The sequence below is a fragment of the Anaerovorax odorimutans genome, from assembly GCF_024459955.1.
GTDB classification, from domain to species: domain Bacteria; phylum Bacillota; class Clostridia; order Peptostreptococcales; family Anaerovoracaceae; genus Hominibacterium; species Hominibacterium odorimutans_A.
On record NZ_JANFXK010000009.1, the window covers coordinates 110,100 to 130,377 of the forward strand.

17 protein-coding genes are annotated in these 20,278 nt (G+C 46.6%); 2 read left to right on the forward strand and 15 right to left on the reverse strand.

From position 1 onward, the window contains the following. Nucleotides 1–563: 563 nt before the first annotated feature. Nucleotides 564–1,331, forward strand: a complete 768-nt coding sequence (locus NE619_RS09510) for an IclR family transcriptional regulator (RefSeq protein ID WP_256132180.1) — start codon at nucleotides 564–566, stop codon at nucleotides 1,329–1,331. A gap of 169 nt (nucleotides 1,332–1,500) precedes the next feature. Beyond that, nucleotides 1,501–2,535: an Rpn family recombination-promoting nuclease/putative transposase gene (locus tag NE619_RS09515; protein WP_256132181.1), complete on the forward strand. Its 1,035-nt coding sequence runs from the start codon at nucleotides 1,501–1,503 to the stop codon at nucleotides 2,533–2,535. 630 nt (nucleotides 2,536–3,165) lie between these two features. On the opposite strand, the gene NE619_RS09520 is transcribed toward NE619_RS09515, so the two are convergent. The 15 genes from NE619_RS09520 to NE619_RS09590 all read right to left on the reverse strand — a co-directional run bounded on the left by NE619_RS09520 (nucleotide 3,166) and on the right by NE619_RS09590 (nucleotide 20,261). Further along, nucleotides 3,166–3,942: an acyl-CoA dehydratase activase gene (locus NE619_RS09520; RefSeq protein WP_256132182.1), complete on the reverse strand. Its 777-nt coding sequence runs from the start codon at nucleotides 3,940–3,942 to the stop codon at nucleotides 3,166–3,168. 54 nt (nucleotides 3,943–3,996) lie between these two features. After that, nucleotides 3,997–5,121: a 2-hydroxyacyl-CoA dehydratase subunit D gene (locus NE619_RS09525; protein WP_256132183.1), complete on the reverse strand. Its 1,125-nt coding sequence runs from the start codon at nucleotides 5,119–5,121 to the stop codon at nucleotides 3,997–3,999. Then, entirely contained in the window at nucleotides 5,121–6,344 is a 1,224-nt protein-coding gene (locus NE619_RS09530; RefSeq protein WP_256132184.1) for a 2-hydroxyacyl-CoA dehydratase subunit D, read from the reverse strand. The genes NE619_RS09525 and NE619_RS09530 overlap by 1 nt, the downstream gene beginning before the upstream one ends. Before the next feature lie 9 nt (nucleotides 6,345–6,353). Further along, the gene (locus NE619_RS09535; protein ID WP_256132185.1) at nucleotides 6,354–7,430 is read right to left on the reverse strand and encodes an electron transfer flavoprotein subunit alpha/FixB family protein; all 1,077 of its coding nucleotides are present in this window, start codon (nucleotides 7,428–7,430) and stop codon (nucleotides 6,354–6,356) included. 12 nt (nucleotides 7,431–7,442) lie between these two features. After that, nucleotides 7,443–8,231 (reverse strand): electron transfer flavoprotein subunit beta, encoded by a 789-nt coding sequence (etfB, locus tag NE619_RS09540; RefSeq protein ID WP_256132186.1) that lies wholly within the window; start codon nucleotides 8,229–8,231, stop codon nucleotides 7,443–7,445. Between the two features lie 13 nt (nucleotides 8,232–8,244). Continuing rightward, on the reverse strand, nucleotides 8,245–9,384 hold the full coding sequence (locus NE619_RS09545; RefSeq protein ID WP_256132187.1) for an acyl-CoA dehydrogenase: 1,140 nt from the start codon (nucleotides 9,382–9,384) through the stop codon (nucleotides 8,245–8,247). 13 nt (nucleotides 9,385–9,397) lie between these two features. Continuing rightward, on the reverse strand, nucleotides 9,398–10,723 hold the full coding sequence (locus NE619_RS09550) for an acetyl-CoA hydrolase/transferase family protein (RefSeq protein WP_256132188.1): 1,326 nt from the start codon (nucleotides 10,721–10,723) through the stop codon (nucleotides 9,398–9,400). 127 nt (nucleotides 10,724–10,850) lie between these two features. Then, nucleotides 10,851–12,221, reverse strand: a complete 1,371-nt coding sequence (locus tag NE619_RS09555) for a Na+/H+ antiporter NhaC family protein (RefSeq protein ID WP_256132189.1) — start codon at nucleotides 12,219–12,221, stop codon at nucleotides 10,851–10,853. Between the two features lie 31 nt (nucleotides 12,222–12,252). Then, entirely contained in the window at nucleotides 12,253–13,041 is a 789-nt protein-coding gene (locus tag NE619_RS09560; protein ID WP_256132190.1) for an aspartate/glutamate racemase family protein, read from the reverse strand. 78 nt (nucleotides 13,042–13,119) lie between these two features. Next, the gene (locus tag NE619_RS09565; RefSeq protein ID WP_256132191.1) at nucleotides 13,120–14,184 is read right to left on the reverse strand and encodes an NAD/NADP octopine/nopaline dehydrogenase family protein; all 1,065 of its coding nucleotides are present in this window, start codon (nucleotides 14,182–14,184) and stop codon (nucleotides 13,120–13,122) included. 28 nt (nucleotides 14,185–14,212) lie between these two features. Further along, nucleotides 14,213–15,211: a D-2-hydroxyacid dehydrogenase gene (locus tag NE619_RS09570; RefSeq protein ID WP_256132192.1), complete on the reverse strand. Its 999-nt coding sequence runs from the start codon at nucleotides 15,209–15,211 to the stop codon at nucleotides 14,213–14,215. 3 nt (nucleotides 15,212–15,214) lie between these two features. Then, on the reverse strand, nucleotides 15,215–15,649 hold the full coding sequence (locus tag NE619_RS09575) for an aconitase X swivel domain-containing protein (protein WP_256132193.1): 435 nt from the start codon (nucleotides 15,647–15,649) through the stop codon (nucleotides 15,215–15,217). Continuing rightward, the gene (locus tag NE619_RS09580; protein WP_256132218.1) at nucleotides 15,650–16,918 is read right to left on the reverse strand and encodes an aconitase X; all 1,269 of its coding nucleotides are present in this window, start codon (nucleotides 16,916–16,918) and stop codon (nucleotides 15,650–15,652) included. A gap of 382 nt (nucleotides 16,919–17,300) precedes the next feature. After that, nucleotides 17,301–18,536, reverse strand: coding sequence for an agmatine deiminase family protein (locus NE619_RS09585; RefSeq protein WP_256132194.1), 1,236 nt, complete (start codon nucleotides 18,534–18,536; stop codon nucleotides 17,301–17,303). Between the two features lie 33 nt (nucleotides 18,537–18,569). Further along, nucleotides 18,570–20,261 (reverse strand): AraC family transcriptional regulator, encoded by a 1,692-nt coding sequence (locus NE619_RS09590; protein ID WP_256132195.1) that lies wholly within the window; start codon nucleotides 20,259–20,261, stop codon nucleotides 18,570–18,572. Nucleotides 20,262–20,278: the final 17 nt, after the last annotated feature.

Here is a 20,278-nt window from a genome sequence, read left to right on the forward strand (position 1 = left end):
TTGCCGGAAAAATTGGAATTTGGGCGCAGACTTAAAACCATTCTCTGCCCTATCCGGGCTGCGTTCTGCCAATTCCGCCAATTCGACCCAGAAAAAAGATCTATTTAGTTTCACATTGTAATGCGCTAAATTGTTTTCGGAGCTTTCTCCAAAAAAAGGAGTTCAAAGCGGATCTTTTTTCAACGTTTCTTACCCTTACTGCTTAATTTTAAGTGAAAATTTCCAAAAAATAAATCTGTAAAACCCGCAAGCCCACATGTTTCGTCCGCTCCAGTCTAATTTCAAAGCAAAAAGCGCCGGGAGGCCGGGTCATCTTCTTGTCAGACAATTCGTAAGTTTCACGCGTATTCAACCTTGCGGCAACGCCGTACAAATTGGGTAGAATCGTATAACTTTTTACCAAATCTTGGGCGATATGATGTATAATGTACTCTATAAACTCAAGCTGTCATTCAATTATTATTTATCCCAAAACCCATTTGGAATAATGTATAATATGGATAGATAGAAAAACGAAAGGAGCGTATGGTGTTTTGATTTAAAGGCACCAGCAATAAAGAAAAATGGGCAGTGCAACAGCAAAACCTATTCAGTCAGTCGAGCGAGCATTAAGAATCCTTGAGCAATTCACCCTATCGGAGCCAAAAATCAATCTATCGGATCTGGCAAAGAAAACCGGTTTGAAAAGAACTACTTGCTATGGAATCGCAGAAACTTTACTGAAAAACAAATATCTTAATTATGATGAATCAACTGGCAAATACTCCTTAGGCGTTTCAAATTATATTTTAGGCCAAATCTATGCTCAAAGTATGGAAATACGAGCCATTGCAAGTCCCTATATCAACCAGTTGGCAGAAAAATATCAAACCGCGGTTCACCTGGTCGTACCTGACGGCTATGATGCGGTGTATATCGATAAAGTCGGTGAAACAGAATCGTTTCGAATTCTCTCCCGGGTAGGGAAACGGGCGGAACTGTTCGCTGCCGCAATCAGTAAGGTTGTGCTGGCCTATCAGGAGGAATCCGTTCTCGATCAATTGCTCAGCAAACCTATGCCACGATATACATCCAACTCCATTACGGATCCGTTTACATTCCGACAAATGTTAAATGACGTGCGCGAAAAAAAAATTGCCATAGACAACGAGGAACTCGATGTAGGACTTGTTTGTATCGCAACTCCCATTGAAAACAATAAGGGAACCTTAATCGCAGTTATCAGCGTATCCGGAATTTCCGAGAAAATGCTGGAACAGAAAAAAGCTATCGAATCTGATTTGCTGCAATGTGCTTCAAACATCAAGCAGACGATTGGCGATGTACTCTAATAATCACTTCATTCTTATCTAATTACATGCTATCACAGCAAAATATGTGATAGCATGTTTTTTCTTTTGGCAGATTTTTTTCATTGTATTTGGGTAAAATTTAATTTACATTTTATTCCATTTATGTTACAATTACTTACAGTTAATATTTTCCACACATTGAAAGGAGGTGCTTCATATCGCACTCACATTAAAAAACGACCTTCTCTTCAAAGCCGTTTACGGCCGCGAAGATGAACGGTGTAAACAGGCATTGATTGCTGTTCTCAATCTGATTCTGGATCGAAAGGACGATCCGATCCGTCGAATCGAGTACAAGAATCCCTTCAATATCCGGGAATTTGAAGCCCAAAAAGAATCCGTGATGGATATTAAGGCGGAAACCGACATGCACGAGCTGCTGGACCTGGAAATCCACCTGTGCCACGACGATGATTTCATTCCTCATAATCTGCTTTATCTGGCCGGTATGGTTCGAGAATCCTTGGAAGCAGGGCAGAAATATGGTATGATGAAGAAAAGCATTTGTATCTTTATCGTTGATTTTGTCCTGCACAAGCAAACCGATCGGTTTGCCACTGATTTCTGGTTCATGGAACGCCGGGATACCTTTCAGTTGACGGATCTGGCCGGATTATACTATTTGGAGCTACCCAAGGTAAATCCGGGCAGAGCAAAGCCCGTCAGCCAAATGAATGAACTGGAACGATACCTGGAGTATCTCCGTTACGCCGGAGAACCGGATCAGGAAGCATATCTGGAGGAGCTGCGCAGGCAGGGCGGAAAGGAGATCGATATGACCGACGAATTGCTGCGTAAAGCCACGGCCGACGAGATTATTCGGGAACAGGCCATTGCCAGAGAAAAGTTTATTCTGAAACAAAAATCCGCGGAGAGGCGGGAGCGGCAGCTGAACGAATCCATTGAACATTTGGAAAGAAAGTTCGCGCAGGAACAGCAGGTTTACGAAGCGAGGTTAGTTCAGGAACAGCAGGCCTATGAAAAGAAACTGGTTCAGGAACAGCAGGCCTATGAAAAGAAACTGGCTCAGGAGCGGCAGGCCCGTGAACAGCTGGAAGAGAGTCTCAAACAGGAACAAAAACGGTTGGTAAGAAATCTTGCGGCCAACGACATGTCGCCTGATCAAATCGCACAGGCCACAGGGCTTTCCCTGGAGACTGTGAAAATCCAGCTCAAAGACTGATTTTATCTCTGCCGTCCGGGTGGGACCGGCATTATTTAGGCAGAAAAGAGCCTTCGGCACAGGCCGAAGACAATTATAAAAGGACCCAACTTTTAAGCAAGCAGCATGGAAATTTGCCTGGTTGCTTTTTTTATTAATTGTAAAATATCGAATATGCGGCATTCCGGATTCCACCCGTTAGCAGGCGAGACGCCTGCAAGACCAAGCAAGTGGCAGGTTCCGGCAATATAAGTGAAGAATATCTGCTGCGGCTCGCCTCTTATAAATCAGGAATGTCGCCTTTTTTGACAATATGCATATTTGTTCAACAATGGATTTATTTCGATGTTATTGTTGCGATATTTCCAAGGTTTGCGGTCTCTCTTTCTGTTCAAAGCTGCATATTTGATCGAGTTTTTATGTCCGCATGCTTTGTATCCTTGAAAAAAGGTCAACAAGAACCTGACTTTTCGCTGCGTGTTGACAAAAATAGCAATTTTCCTTTTAAGCAGCATTTCCTACGAGCCGCTCCCTGCAGCGCCCTAGCCCCGTACCTTTTACATGGGGACAACACCCAAATATCAATGGGCGCCGGGAAGCAGCATAGTTTTGATAGTTTCACAGTGATTTTGGAAAATAGAAACGGCTAAATTACGCTTTTTCATACAACTCCTTGGCAAACACCGCCGCTCCTATGGCTCCCACCTCCTGGGGATAAGGGGCCGCCTTGATTTCTCGCCCCAAGGTTTCTCCCATGGTTTTTACCATATTGGAATTCAGCGCCACGCCGCCTGTCATAAACACGCAGTCTTTCAGGCCAACGCGCCCGCACATACCGGACACTCTTTTGGCGATTGCCCTGTGCGCGCCTTTGGCAACGTCTGACCGTTTTTCGCCTGACGCCAGCCGTGAAATCACTTCGCTTTCCGCAAATACGGTACAGACGCTGCTTATGGGCACCTCCTTTGTGGATTGACCGGCCAAATGGGATAGATCGCTCAAATCACAGCCAAGCACTCTGGCCATTACTTCTAAAAATCTGCCTGTACCTGCCGCACATTTCTCATTCATAACGAAATTCTCAACGATACCGTTTGCCCCGATTTTTATTACCTTTGCGTCCTGCCCGCCTATGTCAATAATCGATCCTGCTGATTCACATAAATAAGATACCCCTTTTGCGTGGCATGAAATTTCGGTGATCTGTTTGTCCGCATGTTCATATGTAATGCGCCCGTACCCAGTGACAACTGTAAATTTAACGGTGTCCACTTCCACTCCCGCCTCATCAAACACCAGCTCCAGCGCCCGCTCCACACCTTTTGTTCCCGTTCCCTCATTAACGGCGGCATGTGCGATCAGCGCGCCCTTATCATCTAAAATCGCAGCTTTGGAAGAGGATGATCCAATATCGATTCCTAAGTACATAGTTTCCTCCCTGTTTCCCTTCCTGGGAAAATTTTGATCCCGGTCCATCGGCAGTCATATCAGCATTTCGGCGAAGCTCTGAATTCTTGTTCTTATCTGCTCAAAGGATTCAATCTGCTGATCCAGTTCCAGGTATAGGACTGGAATCCCGGCCTTTTCAAGCTGCGCTTTATAAACGGGATAGTCAAATTCTTCCGGGTCGCAGAATTTCATCATACATACGATAACTGCCTGAGCCTCCCGCTCTTTGACCATATCGATGAGCATCTGTCCCCTTGATTTCTTCTGTTCCGCCAGAAAAGCGCAGCCTCTCTGATCGATGACCCTTCCCGCCATTTTTTCCCAGACGCTGCCTTCTTTTCTGGCTGGTGTCCGAAACTGCCTGGACTCCTGCGCGATATCATCCGCCGCCACGCTGATCTCACACTCGCGGAACAGATCGAGAATTTCAGCAGGTTCGCCGATCAGCCCGGTGGTTATAACCTTCACGCCGTGAAACGCCTCTTTCTCCATGGCCTTGAGACCATCGATCACTTTTTTTATTTCCTCCATATACAGTTTTTTGTCCATGAAGTACCCGGCCTTAATGAGCAAATGTCTGGTTCTGGCATCGATTATAAGAGGATAATCACAGGCCACTTCTGTGAATTCACGCATGGCCGCTCTGTATTCCTCGTATACGGCGAAGGCTTCTTCCACATTTTTATCCGTAATCAGCGTATGGGTTGCCTTTTCAAAATCCGACCGCACACGCTTTAATTCAGCTTCCAGGTATTCTTCCGCCGCCCTGTTCCATCTTGCCTGGGGGTAAACCATCCCAATCATGGGAACCTGCGGCACCGCTGTTTTCCAGTTTTCGATGACGCATTTTAAAGTATCGCACAGGCCCGGTATGATGATCGCCTTCAGCTGGTCGTAAACACCTCTCATACCCAGCTCCATATTCGCTCTCATGATCGAACAGCAGAACCCCTGCAGAAATTTATCGGCCATTTTGATCTCCGTCCTGCCTCCCCAGAGACCCACGGGAACAAACCCTGCCGCATAAACGATTTCTTCCGGCGTATAAATCGGAAAGCATCCCACTGCGTCTTTTCCGCATTCTGCCTTTATGGATGCTACGGCTTTGGCAGGATTCAGCGCCCGTTCTTCCAGTTTCATAATCGTTTCCTTTAACATTACCTTCCCTCCTTTGCCGCTTTACGCCGCTCCATCATTTCCACAAGAGCCTGTATTCTCGTTTCATACTGCGCCTGGGAAAGCACTCGCGGATCGCACATATCACCGTCGAATACAACCGATGGAATCCCGGCCTTTTCTTCCAATCTCCGCTGCTGTTCATATACGGTGAAATCCATAAGCTTGCAGCTTCTGTTTGAATGGAACACCACCCCGTCAATATTGAAATCCGCGGCCAGCCCGAGCATCGTATCCGAAACATAGTCTACACAGCGGTTTGCGTGATAGTAGCTGTAGGCTCTGGCCATGCCCTCGATATCGTTTGTTTCATAGAAAATCGTCCATGCGTCAGGATAGAGAGACGTTACTACGTTTACCCCGTATTTCTTCAGAATCTTATAGGTTGGACTTAAGTGTACCCAGCAGGCGATGCCGTCCCAGATGATTCTGTATTTTTCTTCTCCTTCTTTCCAGGGCCCCAGTCCTTTTTTCGCTCGTTCCTCCAGCTCCTCATACCACAGCCGAAATAGATCCCTGCCTTCCTTTTTCCCCCGGATGCAGACCACAAGAGCCATATAGTTAAACATATCAAACCCGTTTAAAGGCGATGGATTGGCCCGGGCTGTAAAACAGGCCTTTCTCCACCAGTACGCGGTTTCATTGGAAATCCGCATGACTTCCGATAACTTATCGTAGTCAAATTCTTTGCCGGTTATTTCCTCCAGTTGGCCGATCACATGTTCAAGCTGCCCTCTCATATAGGCAATAGTGTGATCCGCGGCTTCATAGCGATGATTGAACGGCGTGTCAAAGAGAATAAAGGGAATGTCCAGCTCTGTCGCCAGGTTTTCATACCATTTCGCCACGGTGGTGCAGATATTATTGCAGCAGAATACCAGATCCGGCGCCGGAATATTACAGGCATCCGATTCCATAATATCCTTATAGCCCAGGTTCACTCTAGCATAGGAGCAGATATCAATGGAATACCCGCAGCTTTCCGACCGCTCGAGAAAGTCCATGGACTGTTTTCTCGCCGCAACGGCAGCCGCGTGGTTTTCAGGATATACAACATAGATATCCATTGCTTCAAGGAGTTCCTGCGGGCAGATGGAAGTCGCCCATGCTACCAATTTACCTTCCGCCTTTGCCTTGCCCGCATCAGCGTAATGCTGCGCCACCAGCTCATTCAGCATCTGTTTTGATGTTTTTTTCTCCGTCATACTCTCACCTCATGATTCAGCGTCCCACTGAGCAATAATTTCCGGGACCACTTTTTTCAGATCCCCGCAAATCGCGTAATCGGCAATTTGCATCATCGGCGCCTGCGGATCTTTATTAACAGCAACGATGACATCGGAACCCTTCATTCCGGCCTGATGCTGAATCGCACCGGAGATTCCGCAGGCAAAATAAATTTTAGGCTTGACCGTAGTTCCCGTTTGCCCCACCTGATGGCTCTGATCGATCCAGCCCGAATCGACCGCCGCACGGGAAGCCCCAACCACGCCGCCGACTTTGGCCGCGAATTCTTCCATTAGCCGAAAGCCCTCCGCGCTGCCCAAGCCTCTTCCTCCTGAACAGATAATATCCGCATCTGTGAGTGAAACCAATTCTTTGGCCGCCTTAACCACTTCCACAACTTCCACATGAATATCATCCGCCGACAACTGGGCGCAGACCCGGATCAGCTGTCCCCTGGCGCCTTGTTTCTTTTCTCTGGGGTCCATTACTCCCGGCCTCACAGTCGCCATCTGCGGTCTCGTATTGGGCGTAACAATGGTAGCCATAAGATTCCCGCCAAAGGCCGGCCTCGTCTGCTTTAAACCGTTATCGTCATTCCGGCCGGAAATCCCGTCGGTGCTGGCTGTCGTATAGGTCTTGAGATACTCCACATAATTTGCCGTATTGATATCCAGTCTGGTGCAGTCCGCTGTCAGCCCCGTGTCCAGCCTTGCCGCGATTCTCGGAGCCAGATCCCTTCCAATAAAGGTGGCCCCAAAGAGAACGATTTCCGGCTTATAAGTCCGGATTGCGTCGGTCATCGCTTTCGCATAAGCGTCAGTGGTATATTCTTTCAAAAGGAAGTGATCGATTTGATACACCACATCCGCACCGTACGCATAAAGCTCATCCACCAGATGATCGACGCCGTCCCCCGCAAGAACCGCGCATACCCTTGTATCCTTGCTGATTTCTCTCGATAAACGATAGCCTTCGCCGAGAAGCTGCCGGGCCACATTCATCAGTTTTCCCTGCCTCTGTTCGGTAAACACCCATACGTCTTTGTATTCTGCAAAGTTCGCCATTTTGTCATCCTCCTAGATTATGTGCTTTTCCTTAAGTTCCGCAAGCAGATTCCCTGCCAGTTCCTTCGCCGTATCGCCTTTGACGGACACGCCTTTCCCCTTTGGCTTTGGCGTGAAGGATCGGTATACGTTGGTCGGAGAAGCTTTCAGTCCGACCAATTCCTCATTTACACCGATATCCTCCGCGCTCCAGACTTTGATCTCTGCCGCAGCTCCCTTTAAGATACCGCGTATACTCATATATCTGGGCGTATTCAATTCTTTGATACAGGTCAGGACACAGGGCATCGTTGTTTTGAGAACCTGGTAGCCGTCTTCCAGCGCCCTTTGCACGGTGATCCGCTTGCCCTCCATTTGAAATTCTCTCACATATGTAATTTGAGGGATTCCCAGCTTCTCTGCGATCTGCGGACCGACCTGGGCCGTGTCTCCGTCAATGGCCTGTCTGCCCGCGAAGATCAGGTCGTAATTTCCGATTTTACGAATTCCTGCCGCCAGCGCATTGGAGGTCGCCCAGGTGTCCGAACCGCCCAGTGCTCTGTCTGACAGCAAGACCGCTTCGTCAGCGCCCATGGCAATGCATTCCTCCAGCATTTCCCTGGCCTGGGGCGGTCCCATCGTCAGAACGATCACCTCCGTTTTCGGATCGCGGTCTTTGATTTTGAGGGCTTCCTCCAAGGCATTGGCATCATCATGATTCAGTATGGATTCCACCCCATCCCGAATCAGCGTCCCGGTTTCCGGGTTGATCTTAATTTCATTTGTATTTGGCACCTGCTTTACACACACGATTATTTTCATGTTCCGCTCCCTCCTATTTAAAAATACTGCCTGAGATAACCATTTTCATTACTTCCGACGTACCTTCGTAAATTTCGGTTATCTTCTGATCTCTGTACATTCGTTCCACCGGATAGTCTTTGATGTACCCGTATCCGCCATGGAACTGTACCGCTTTATCCACTACATAGGAGGCTGTTTCGGAGCATGCCAGTTTGGCCTGAGCGGCTTCCACGGTGCTTGGAAGCCCCCTGTCCCGCATATTGCAGGCATTATAAAGAAGAAACCTCGCACCGTCGATCCTTGTTTTCATATTGGCCATCTCAAAAGCCAGCGCCTGAAATTTGTTCAGGCTCCTGCCAAACTGCTTTCTCTGCTTCATGTATTCGACGGTCTGATCGAATGCTCCCTGAGCGATTCCAAGGGCCTGCGCCGCGATTCCAAGCCTTCCCACATCAAGGGAGGTCATGGCTGTTTTAAAGCCTTTGCCTTCTTTTCCCAGCAGATTTTCTTTGGGTATTCTGCAGTCTTCAAATACAAGCTCTGCGGCAATGGACGCACGAATGCCCATTTTGTTTTCTTTTTTCCCCCTTGAAAACCCCGGAGTTCCCTTCTCCACGATAAAGGAGCTGATTCCTTTGTTCCCCTTACTCTTATCGGTCATCGCCATAATAACGTACACATCCGCGATTCCGCCGCCGGAAATGAACACCTTTGAACCGTTAAGAATCCAGCAGTCACCGCCGTCCGCCGCTGTTGTCTGCTGCATCGCGGCATCCGTTCCCGCGTTCGGCTCTGTCAGACCAAATGCTCCCAGCTTTTTTCCCGAAAGAAGGTCCGGCAGATATTTCCGTTTTTGTTCTTCCGTGCCATATGTAAAAATCGGCCAGCAGCAAAGGGCGTTGTGCGTCTGAACGATTACGCCATGGGAGGCGTCCACCTTGGAAAGCTCTTCCACTGCCATAATATAGGTCAGGTAGTCCGTTCCCGCTCCCCCGTATTCTTTAGGAAACGGCATTCCCATCACACCCAGCTTTCCAAGCTTTGCTACGGTTTCATAAGGGTATTTCGCCTCTGCGTCCAGCTCCTCTGCTATGGGAGCGATTTCTGTTTCCGCAAACTCCTTAATCATCTTTTTTACCATTTGCTGTTCTCTCGAATAAGTAAATTCCATATGCCTTTTCTCCTTAGTATTTTTCTCCGAAACGCGCTTCAAAAGCGGAGGCCAGTTCTTCCCTGAAATCAGGGTCCGCAATGGCAATCAGCAGCCGCGCTCTTTCTTTTACGGTCTTGCCTTTGAGGCCCGCGATACCGTATTCCGTAATTACATAGTCCACATCGTGCTGCGATGTGGTTACTAAAGTGCCCGCTTTAAGGCTTCCTACAATCTTCGAAAGCTTAGTTCCGTCCTTTTTCACCGCAGCGGCATGCATGGCAATGATCGCAATTCCTCTGCTGTCTTCCGACATGGCCGCTCCCCTGATGAAATCAACCTGCCCGCCTACTCCGCTGAATATTTTGCCGTTCAGGCTTCCTGCGTTTACCTGTCCCCAGAGATCGACTTCAATCGCCGAATTAATGCAGACGAATTTACTGTTCTGCCGGATTACCAGCGGGTTATTTGTATAATCCGCCGGCCTTAGCTCAATCATGGGGTTGTTGTCTACGAAGTCGTATAATTTCTTTGAGCCATACAGGAAATTCACAACAACCTTACCGCGATCAATGGATTTTTCGGAGCAGTCAATTACACCTGCCCGGATCAGCTCTACGGCCCCGTCGGAAATCATTTCCGAATGGATACCCAGATGTTTTTTATTTCTCAGTGCCGCCAGCACCGCGTTTGGGATTCCGCCCATCCCCAACTGCAAGGTGGCCCCGTCGTCGATCAGAGAAGCGCAGTGCCGGCCAATGGCCACATCCTTCTCATCGCTTTCGCCCCAGAAAACTTCCGGAAGCGGATGCGACGCTTCTACGATGCAGTCGAACGCATCGATATGTACATACGCCTCGCCTCCGACTCTGGGCACTTCTGCGTTGATTTGAGCGATTACAGTCGCAGCGGATTTGATCGCCTGCATCGTATAATCGCAGGAAACTCCTACGGAGCATATGCCCTCTTCATCGGGCTGGGACACCATGACCATGAACACGTCGACAGGGAGGGTTTTGCTGCGGATCATGCCGGGTATTTCGCTGAAAAAAACCGGCACAAAGTCGCCCTGGCCCTGATGAATGGACGCCCTTGTCGACGGATCGGTAAACCATCCCACATACCGGAAGTGGTCTTTCATATCAGGCTTTGAGTATCTCCCTTCGCCCAGAGAGATCATGTGGGATATTGTCACATTACTGTATTCTTTATAGTTATCTAACATTGCCTCTACCAGCGCTTTTGGTTCTGCCGCGGCGTGCGCCAGGAGCACGGTATCTCCGCTTTTTATGCGTTTGACAGCCTCCTGTGGCGTGGTGAGCTTCGCTTTGTAAGCATCTTTCCAGTTTGTTTTTTGCATTTTGTTTTGATTCCTTTATCATTTTCTAAATAGCAAGAGAAACACGATGACCATGACTGCAATCGTGTCTCTCCTTTCCAATTGCTTGTACACCAAGTTATTTTCGCTTATTTTTACTTCTCACACTCTATAACACGAAACCAAATACCAGATACAAAACGACAGCTGCTAATCCAGCAATGATCGCATATGGCAATTGTGTCAGCACATGCTCCATATTATTAATTTTTGAAACCTGCGAAGACATGATCGTAACATCGGTGTAGAAACACGCATGACTGCCAAAGGCCGCTGCGCTGGCAATGGCGCCCAATACCAGGAATATCGGCGCGCCGCTTTCCACTGCTAAAGGAACGATGATCGGTACGCATACAACCGGAACTCCCCAGCTGCTTCCTGTTACAAAGGCCAGCAGGGCGACAACGACAAAGGTAATGGCCGCAAGCGTATCAGGATTAACAAACGGTAATACCGCGTCTACTACATATGTAGGAAGATTAATACTATCCATCGACATCTTAACTACCTGTGATGCCATACAAATGGCGATCATTGGCACCATTGTCGTAAGTCCTCTTGTGAATACTTCGCAAAATTCTTTTGGTTTCATTACTTTTCTCGGTATATAAAGAATTCCGGCAACACAGATGCCTATAACAAGGGCGGTCAGTAAATCGTCTTTCCAGATAGCCACGCCTACAACGACAGCCATTGGCAGCAGAAAGTCAATGATTTTGCCATCGGGCAATGGTTCCTCTGTGGATAATTCACCCTCATTGAGTTTCGCGCTGAGTTCTGAGTAAACCATACCTGTTTCATCAACTCTCCGATAAGCTTTTTTCATAGCTCCCAGCTTGGGGACAATTCCCAGAATAACGAGGGGAACCAATATTACGGCTGTAAACCCATAGAACGCAAAGGGTATGCTGTGCAGATACAAATAAGCTCCGTCCCCCATTTCAGCCAGTGATTCCTGCTGTGCGAATACGTTTCCATAGTACACGGCCCATGTTGACAAAGGTACCAGGATACACACAGGCGCTCCTGTGGAATCGAGCACATAAGCGAGCATTTCCCTTGGTGTTCGCTGCCGGTCGGCTACTTCTTTTGTACAGGCTGATACGGTCAATACGTTCAGATAGTCATCAATAAAGATCAACAGCCCCAGAAACCATCCGAACATCAAAGTTTTTTTCTGAGTTTTTGCGTATTTTTGCAGGAACTTGGCAAAGCCGAAAGTTCCTTTTGAGGCGGACAAAAGCGTAATCAAGCTGCCTACTAAGGCTAAGACAATGTACATCCAGGCATTTTCTGAGACCGCGGTCTGGCAGCTGTCTAAGAGCGCCGGAATACTTCCGAAGAAGCCTTGTGACATGATAAACGCAATCCATGCGCCCAGCATTAAGGATTCAAAATTAAGCTTTGTATATAAAGCAACTCCGATTACAATAATTGGCGGTAAAAGTGTTAAAAGGCCATAAGAAATTTCCGTATCCATGTTTTTCTCCTTCCTGACGCATCATCAGTTTTTAAATAAAACCACCATAATGTCTTTGTGACACGACATTGTACAAATATTTGATAAGTGTTACCGTATCAAATACCGGCCTGCTGGTCGCAGCTTGGATGGATGCCGCATATGGCGGCATATCTGTACATTCCAGCAGGATCGCTCCTATTTCAGGATGCTCTTCCACCATTTTTTCAGCTAATCCGACTAATTCTTTTCTGATTAAGCGTGTGTCCAGATTGCCGGGTTCTATAGCTACTTTGGAGAATTCCGGCTGGTCCTGCGCTCCATAGATGATGCATTTTTCATAGTCTTCTTTTGAAACACCGCATTCCTGAAATAATTCAAAGGTAAGATTTGGTCCGTCGGCGCAGATAATGCCAATTTTTTGTTCGGGTTTCAATCCGATACTGATCAGCGGCACTTGAATGATCCCAGACATATACACTGGCACCTCCACGGAAGCAGCTACCTTTTTTTGATAATGTCCAAAGTATCCGCAGTCACCGACAATCACACGGCAGCCATCTCTTTCCAGTTTTTTCGCAGCATCGATGATTCCATCTACGATATCTCCGCTTCCTTCTTTCACGACTGACTGGATACTCGATTGTTTTGCCTCTTCATATTTCACCGGAAAATTAAACGTACTGGCGTTGGTTACGTGACCGGGCTGACATGGGAACCAGGCCGGAAGGACGATTATGCCAACCGTAAATCCTGCTCTGAACCCATCCTTGTTGATAAAATAATGCATGTCCTCACCCGGTTCAATGTACCCATAATACTTTGTGTTATTTTCATCCATTTTCTTTCTCCTCCTGAAAATCAATTTTATAAACGAAGATAACTGGTTGTAAAAATAAGCAAAAAAACTTTTTCTGCGCTAATTGGTGATGTAATCGATTAATTCTCCAAGCCCCATACCGTCAATTCCCATCGCCTGGGCATTCCTTCCTTTCATAAAAATATCCTTCTCAATGATCGGTTCTGCTAAAGTGATGATGGCCTTTATGATGGGAGTTTCAACTTTCGCTATCTGTGCAATCGTAAGCCAGCACATCATCGTGTATGGAATATCTTCCGTTAAGTACCGGTCATCCAAACTTTCGGGGCCTTTTATATATTCCATTGACATGCATCCGTTTATTTCTTCAAATATGCTTCTGGGTTCTCTCGTTGCTGCCATTTCTTCCGGAACGGTGAACAAGGCGCCTCCGACCTTATCCGCAATCTGTATGCGTTCTTCATCCAGCTTTTCCATTACTCTGGCAACACATGGCGTAATTCCTTCTTCATACAGATAAAAATTCCCTTTTGCTCTTTCGATTCTGCCTGCGTTTAGCACACAGCCCGGTGCGTGATAACACGGGTTCGTACTGTGGGTTACGCATTGCATTACATTTTTCGCTCTATCAAATTGATAAAATTGCGACACTCGGTCCAGCACCTCGCCTGTATCGGACGCTGGAAAAGCTGCGCATAAGACTTTTGATTTAGACATGATGTTTACATGTCCCTGTTTTGCCCTGCAGCTGTAAGGAAGTTCGCTGGTCTCAGCAATAAAAATACGTTTCTCTATTTTTTTGTTTTCCAGCGTTTTATTGAAAACAAGGGTTCCCAGCAATCCCGGTATCAGAAGAAAAATCTGTTCATCTTCTAAATAATCCGCGATAAAATCAAAGTATGCGTTTTGAGCAAATGCCGGAAGCGGACAGAAAATACATTCACTGTTTTCAATAGCTTCCTTAGGGTTTGTCGTCACCGACGCAATCGGTATCTTTTCATTAATAATGCCTTCCGCTGCGATATACCCATGCTCCTTTACCTCTCTCAGCTCCATTTCCCATTCAGGTAAAACAAGCATATGCACTTCATTGCCCATAGAACCCAAATCAGCTGCCATAGCATGGCTCCCGCTTCCTGATCCCAATACAGTTACTTTTTTCATTATTTTCACCTCCGCTTTCCAAAGATTTCTAAGCTAGCCTGTTCAACACCTCACCCTGTAAAAAGGCCGCCAAATTATCATAGGTCCAGTTTATAAGTCTTTCCCTTGCTTCCCTTGTCGCCCATGCCATGTGCGGTGTGATAAAACAGTTTGGCTCCGTTAGTAACACATTGTCCTTCTGCGCCGGTTCTACCGACAATACATCAAGGGCCGCGGCTTTAATTTTTCCGCTTCGAAGATTTTCCGCCAAATCCTTTTCATTGATCAGCTTTCCCCTTGCCACATTTACAAGCATCACGCCGTTTTTCATCTTGCTGATATTGGTTTTGTCGATAAACCCTTCGTTTTCGTCTGTCAATGGACAATGCAGAGACAGAATATCTGCGGTTCTCATGGTGTAATCCTGAGAAGCGAACTGGACATTCTTATTTTCTCTGCGAAAGATCTCATCAGGATGATTGGTCGCTATTACCACTTTCATGCCCATGGCCGAGGCGATTCTTGCCACGCTTCTGCCAATCCTTCCAAATCCAATGATGCCCAGCACTTTCTTTTCCAGTTCTATTTGAGGCGTCATGGTAAAGCAAAATTCTTTGCTCGTTACCCACATTCCTTTTTTTACGGCTTGTGCGTGCTGCTCCGCATGTGTTGCCAGCATCAATATCATGGAGATCGTAAACTGTGCTACCGATGCCGTGGAATACGCCGGCACATTGGTTACAGTAATGGACTTTTCTTTGGCGTATTCTAAATCCACCATGTTATAGCCTGTAGCAAGCACCCCAATATATTTCAGCTTTTCGCATGCGTCTATAACTGCTTTGGTGATCCTGCACTTTGACGTTAAAATCACATCCGCGTCTTTGCATCGCTTGATGATCTCTCCCTGAGGCGTATTATGATAAACCGTTAGTTCTCCAAATTCCTTTAAACGCTCCCAGCTCAAACCATCTTTTGTAATGATATTCTCATCAAGAATTACAATTTTGAGGTTTTCAAACGCCTTATTTTTGTCTTCTTTCCACATTTCCTAAGCTCTGACGCTCCTTTCCAAAATCTCCACCGTCCCCTTTTCCCCGTTGACTTTTACATAATCCCCTGTTCTTATTAATTCACACGGATCCTGATCTTCCGGGAAATCGCTTACACAGGGAACACCTGCCATTACAACAGCAGTTCCACACTTTGAATCCATTTTTGTCAGCACATAAGCTGCCGGTCCATGCCCGTTTAAATGGCATCCGTAAAAGAAGTCCGACCATCCTATGGATCCCCGGCTGCCGGGAATAACGAGAATTGTATTTTCGATGGATATCCCTTGATACGGGTGGCCTTTTTCTGTGATGATCCCCGTCTCTACATCGATTCCGTTCCAACCCATGATACTGTTCTTGCAAACCAGCGCATATCCCTCAGCGAGCTTGCCTCCCGATGGGCGTCCGCATAAAATATCACTCTTAGCCATTTACTTACCTCCCCAGTAACCTGTAACCGCTGCGTCCATTAACTCTTTATCTGATCCGTAATATACCGGCACACTTTGTTCCGTTTTCTGATAGTGGGTCAGTTTTGCGGATGACAAAGCAATTGCTTTCGCGCCATTTGCCGCGCATGAATGTACGTTCAGACACCCGCAGGTGGAAATATAGATGCCCGCGTCCCGCAGTATTTGCGCGTATCCGTTGACTTCTGCGGTCTTCAGCATTGGAAACGCAGTGTTAATAATAAACTTGACTCCATCCTTGACCTTTTTCCCCTTCATATAGCTTGAAAACTCCTGCAATTCCTCAATCCCGCAGTGCGGACAGCCGATTTCAATGTAGTCAACTTCTCCTGGCTCTTGATGGCATAATTTATTTTTTGCGTTATCGATCATCTCTTGGGTAATTACGATTTCTCCCTTTGGCGCATGTCCTTTTAAGGCATCTTCTAAAGTCCTGGCTTCCGGTGACAGACCAACGAAAAAGCATAGCTCCGCATTACTTGTTGTAGCCAATGGCGTAAAAAACTTTTTCAAAAGTGTAAGATCGGGCTTTTTAAATCCATCCGCTATGATAGGCACATCTCCGCTGGATAACTGAGTTCCCAGTACGTATCCCAACAGATCCCAGTCCTGCCTTGATTCAGTTTTACATTGAATGTGAACAATATGAGTTCCATATCTGTTTTCATCCAGATGATATCCCCACTTAGGAGTACGCCCCGTCAGTGTGGCCAGAAACGTTGTCGCTTGTCCTCCGCAATTTCCACGGGCTCCAAAAATTGAATTACACATCAATATATTGCTGGACTCAGTCGTAACAAACACTTCTCCCATGAGGGGTATCCAGCCGGTAAGATACGGTGTACAGCAGCTTACTCGAATAACGCCCAGTTCTTGCGCACGGTCCAGGTACCCTTTGACGTAATCGTAGAACTCTTTGGTATGGTTCAAAGCTTCCCAGGATTCTCCATCAATGCCGCATGCGTCATCCTGGCAAAAGCAGTGATCCGCCACCAGGGAATCCAATTTCATTTCCTTTCCCAAGTACGCAAGAGAATATCGCGAATCAAGATCATTGCCACACTTCAAGAAATCAGACATATCGTCATAGCAGCTTGTACTCTTATCCACATCTATCAGTTCTTCCGCGCCAAGAACCTTTGCGTATTCAATGGTTTTTTCCATTGCCAGTTTTTTGACTTCGCCAAATTCTCCGTTTAGCATCTTCCTGTCTTTCTCCGAAAGTTTCATAAGCACCTCGCTTTCCTCCACCTCATGATTATTAGGTCATTATTACCGACTCGCATCCATTTGTTTTTATTGTCGACTTACTATCTATATTGTCGACACCATAAGCTTAGCACTTTGTCTTACTATTGTCAATATAAATAATTCAGACTTATCGAATTTTTTTATATTTTTTGATAATATTAACTAGATTACTTGTAATTGGGATTACAATAGAGGCGGTCGGTGGCCGTGAAGCTGATAACACTCAAATGCTTAATGCTATTTCCTGCTACAATAAAAGAGACAGAAGCAACCGGATGGTCACCTCTGTCTCTTTCAAATCATTTATTACTTTATTTTTGTCGTTCTCTTTTCAGCTTTTCGCCGCACTTTCAACCCAAAATCACCACGGAATATTCTTCGTCATGCAATGAATGCCGCCGCCTAAAATATTTAAAGCCGTTGCATGAATCATTATCACGTTCCGGTCCGGAAACGCCGTTTCTAAAACCTGCCTGGCACGAATATCTTTTTCTTTTATCGCCTGGGGAAGCCCTTCTTCCCAATATTTTTGTCCCAGCACAACACCATTCGCGATCAAAAAATTGCAGTAGCTTAAAGCCGGCTGCATCCTTATTTCGCCCTCCGGAAACGGAGATTCATCGTTCATATCATGGCCTTTCGGAATATCCTCCATGAACATTTGCCAGCTTTCATAGATATGATCTCCCGGCCTGGCCGTAAAATAGATCGGTTCCGGAACGGGCATTCGGATAATACGAAACGGCTTCCCTTTACAGTCCATTTCCTGCGATAAAATTTCATAGGCCTGGTCTAAGCGCTCTTTCGTAATTCTCGCCGATGGCAGCTTTTGCGCTTCTTCTTCAGTAACCTCGGCCAATAAAATCGTGTTCTCCCCAACAAAGCGGCACATTTCATCAATATGCCCATTTGCGGATAAAGACCGGTAGACCGCCTCCCCGTCCACAATGTCCAGCGGCCCGTCAAAGATGTCTTCATCCTCATAGGCTGCTTTTGGAAGCCATATTACCTTCTTTAGGTTCAGCAGGCGTTTGTATTCTGCTTCTATTTGCTCTCTGGTGTGGGAAGGATTCCGTTTGCGCACTTCCGTATCTTCAATGGCCATACAAACACCGGCGCCATTAAATTCCTTATCTCCTCCTTCCGTAACCAGGGACGATTCAATCCTGTCAGTGCAGCCCAGCGCAGCAGCCATCTGCGCTGAAAACCTCTTGGCCATGACAGCAATGGGGTCCTCGCTATCATACATTCCATAGCCGTCAAAATTAAAATGAACAAGCCGCTTATTTCCGCAATCGTCAACTAAAATATCCGGCCCGTAGTCCCTGGCCCAGTGAAGCTCATCTTCAAACTGCGTAAAATGGATTTTTTCAATATCGATCCCGCCTCTTTGCAGCACTTTTTTACAACGGGAGATAGAACCTTCGATGCCGCAGTTCACATAAACGTCCACCTCTGTTACAATATTTTTTATGATCTGTACAAGCACCTTCCAGACATCATATCCGGCGGCTGAACACGGGACATCCGCCCAGCAGATTATCACCGCTTCTTGTTTTTCAAATTCCCCTGCGTATCTGAAATTATCGTTTTCCATAATATCTTACTCTCCTAATTTCCAAACTCATGATTACGCTCGCACCTCTAGGCTGCCGAAGCGAAACTCCCCGGCAGGTATCTCCAGTTCAAAGGTAAACGTTTTCTGATTATCTATCAGCTCAAAATCACTGTGGAGGCCGGTGCCTTCGTTGATCCTCTGCCTATCCTTATCCGTAAGGTCATACGCGAAACCCAGCTTGCGCCATAAATCGTAAAACATATCGGAAAAGGATTGAACCGTCATCTGGTAATGGCTCGCCCTCAGAGGGAACGTCACCTTATACGACAAAGCTCCCCGCTGCTTATTATTCCATGCCATCAGAGAAAAATCCCCCTCTCGCTCTGTAATCGTCAGGTTTTCGTCCTTATAAACAATTTGTCCCTGCAAATCCTGCCCGACAAACCGGACCAGATAAAATGCCGGCTTTACCAATCCGTTCAGCGTTACAAGCCCGTTCAGATCGCCGGTATCAAAAAACGGGAGCCGCAGCTCTTGATTGCCGCTGATCGCCTGTATAATATGCTCCAGCTCTTTTGTCGCGGAATAGTTTCTGCGGTACGAATCCACATAAGCGTTTTCGTTGACCGGAGCACCTGATCCTGCTGCTGTCATAAACTGAAAATGCATATTCCCTTTATAAAAACTTATGTAAAGGTCATCCAGAAAGCGGTCCGCTAAACAGCCTGTTTCCACATCGATCACCGGCGGTAAAACCTGCCCGCTTTTTTCCGCGAAGCCCGGCATCGGCTCTGACAAATCAATCTGCTTTTGAGAAGCGGACGTTTCAGAAAAAGCCGAAAAGGCCGCATTATGAACGAAGCTGTTTAAATCTGAGAGGGGTATGCTGGTAACGACCGGTTCCGAATAATCCAGAGTCCTGCTCCTGTAGGTCCTGCGATACTCCTTAGGAGCCATGCCATACCACTTGCTGAAATGCTCCATATAGTACTTGGGTTTTGAAAAGCCCACGTTTTCGGAGAGCTGAGTTATGGAAACGTCACTTTCCAGCAGGGGTATCTCGGAGTTTTCCGCCCTTGCCATCCCTAGAAAATTTTTAAAGCTTTGACCGGTAAAACGGCTGAACATATGGGACAGATAGTATCGGTTCAAATGCTCCGCATCCGCGATTTCGTCCAGTGTCAACTTGTAGGGAGCATTTGTGTATATGTAATCGACAATTCTGTTGATCCTGTCTATCTGCACAGCATCCGCAGGAACCGTATGCTCAAAGGTTTTATCCACGGCGTCGATGTGAAAACCTCTGAAGTTTTCATAGAGATTGGAAATCAAATTTGAAGCTGCGTGGTATATACCGGTTTGATAGCCTTCATCTGCCTTATGCAACAGTGACAGGATCGTAAAAATATCATTGAGCAGCTCGATTTTCTTTTGATAAGTGACCAGATTCTTATCCACCCTCGTTGTAAAGGTCTGATTGTGCAGATCCGGAAACTTGTCCAGCACCACATCGCTGTTGAAGCTCATGCAAAGGGCGATATTGTTATCTGACCCGTATACAATGCCATGTACATCGCCGCGGGCAATAATATGGATGTCATTTTCACTCAGATGATAGATATTTCCGGTCAGCTTCAGATCAATACTTCCCGCAACCACATAGATGAGCTGCAGATCATCGTTGTAATGCAGCGGATATTCCCGCACATTGCCGATTTTCACATCAACAGCAAGATCTTTTTCATAAAGGATCGTTTCCAGCATCATACACCTCATAAATA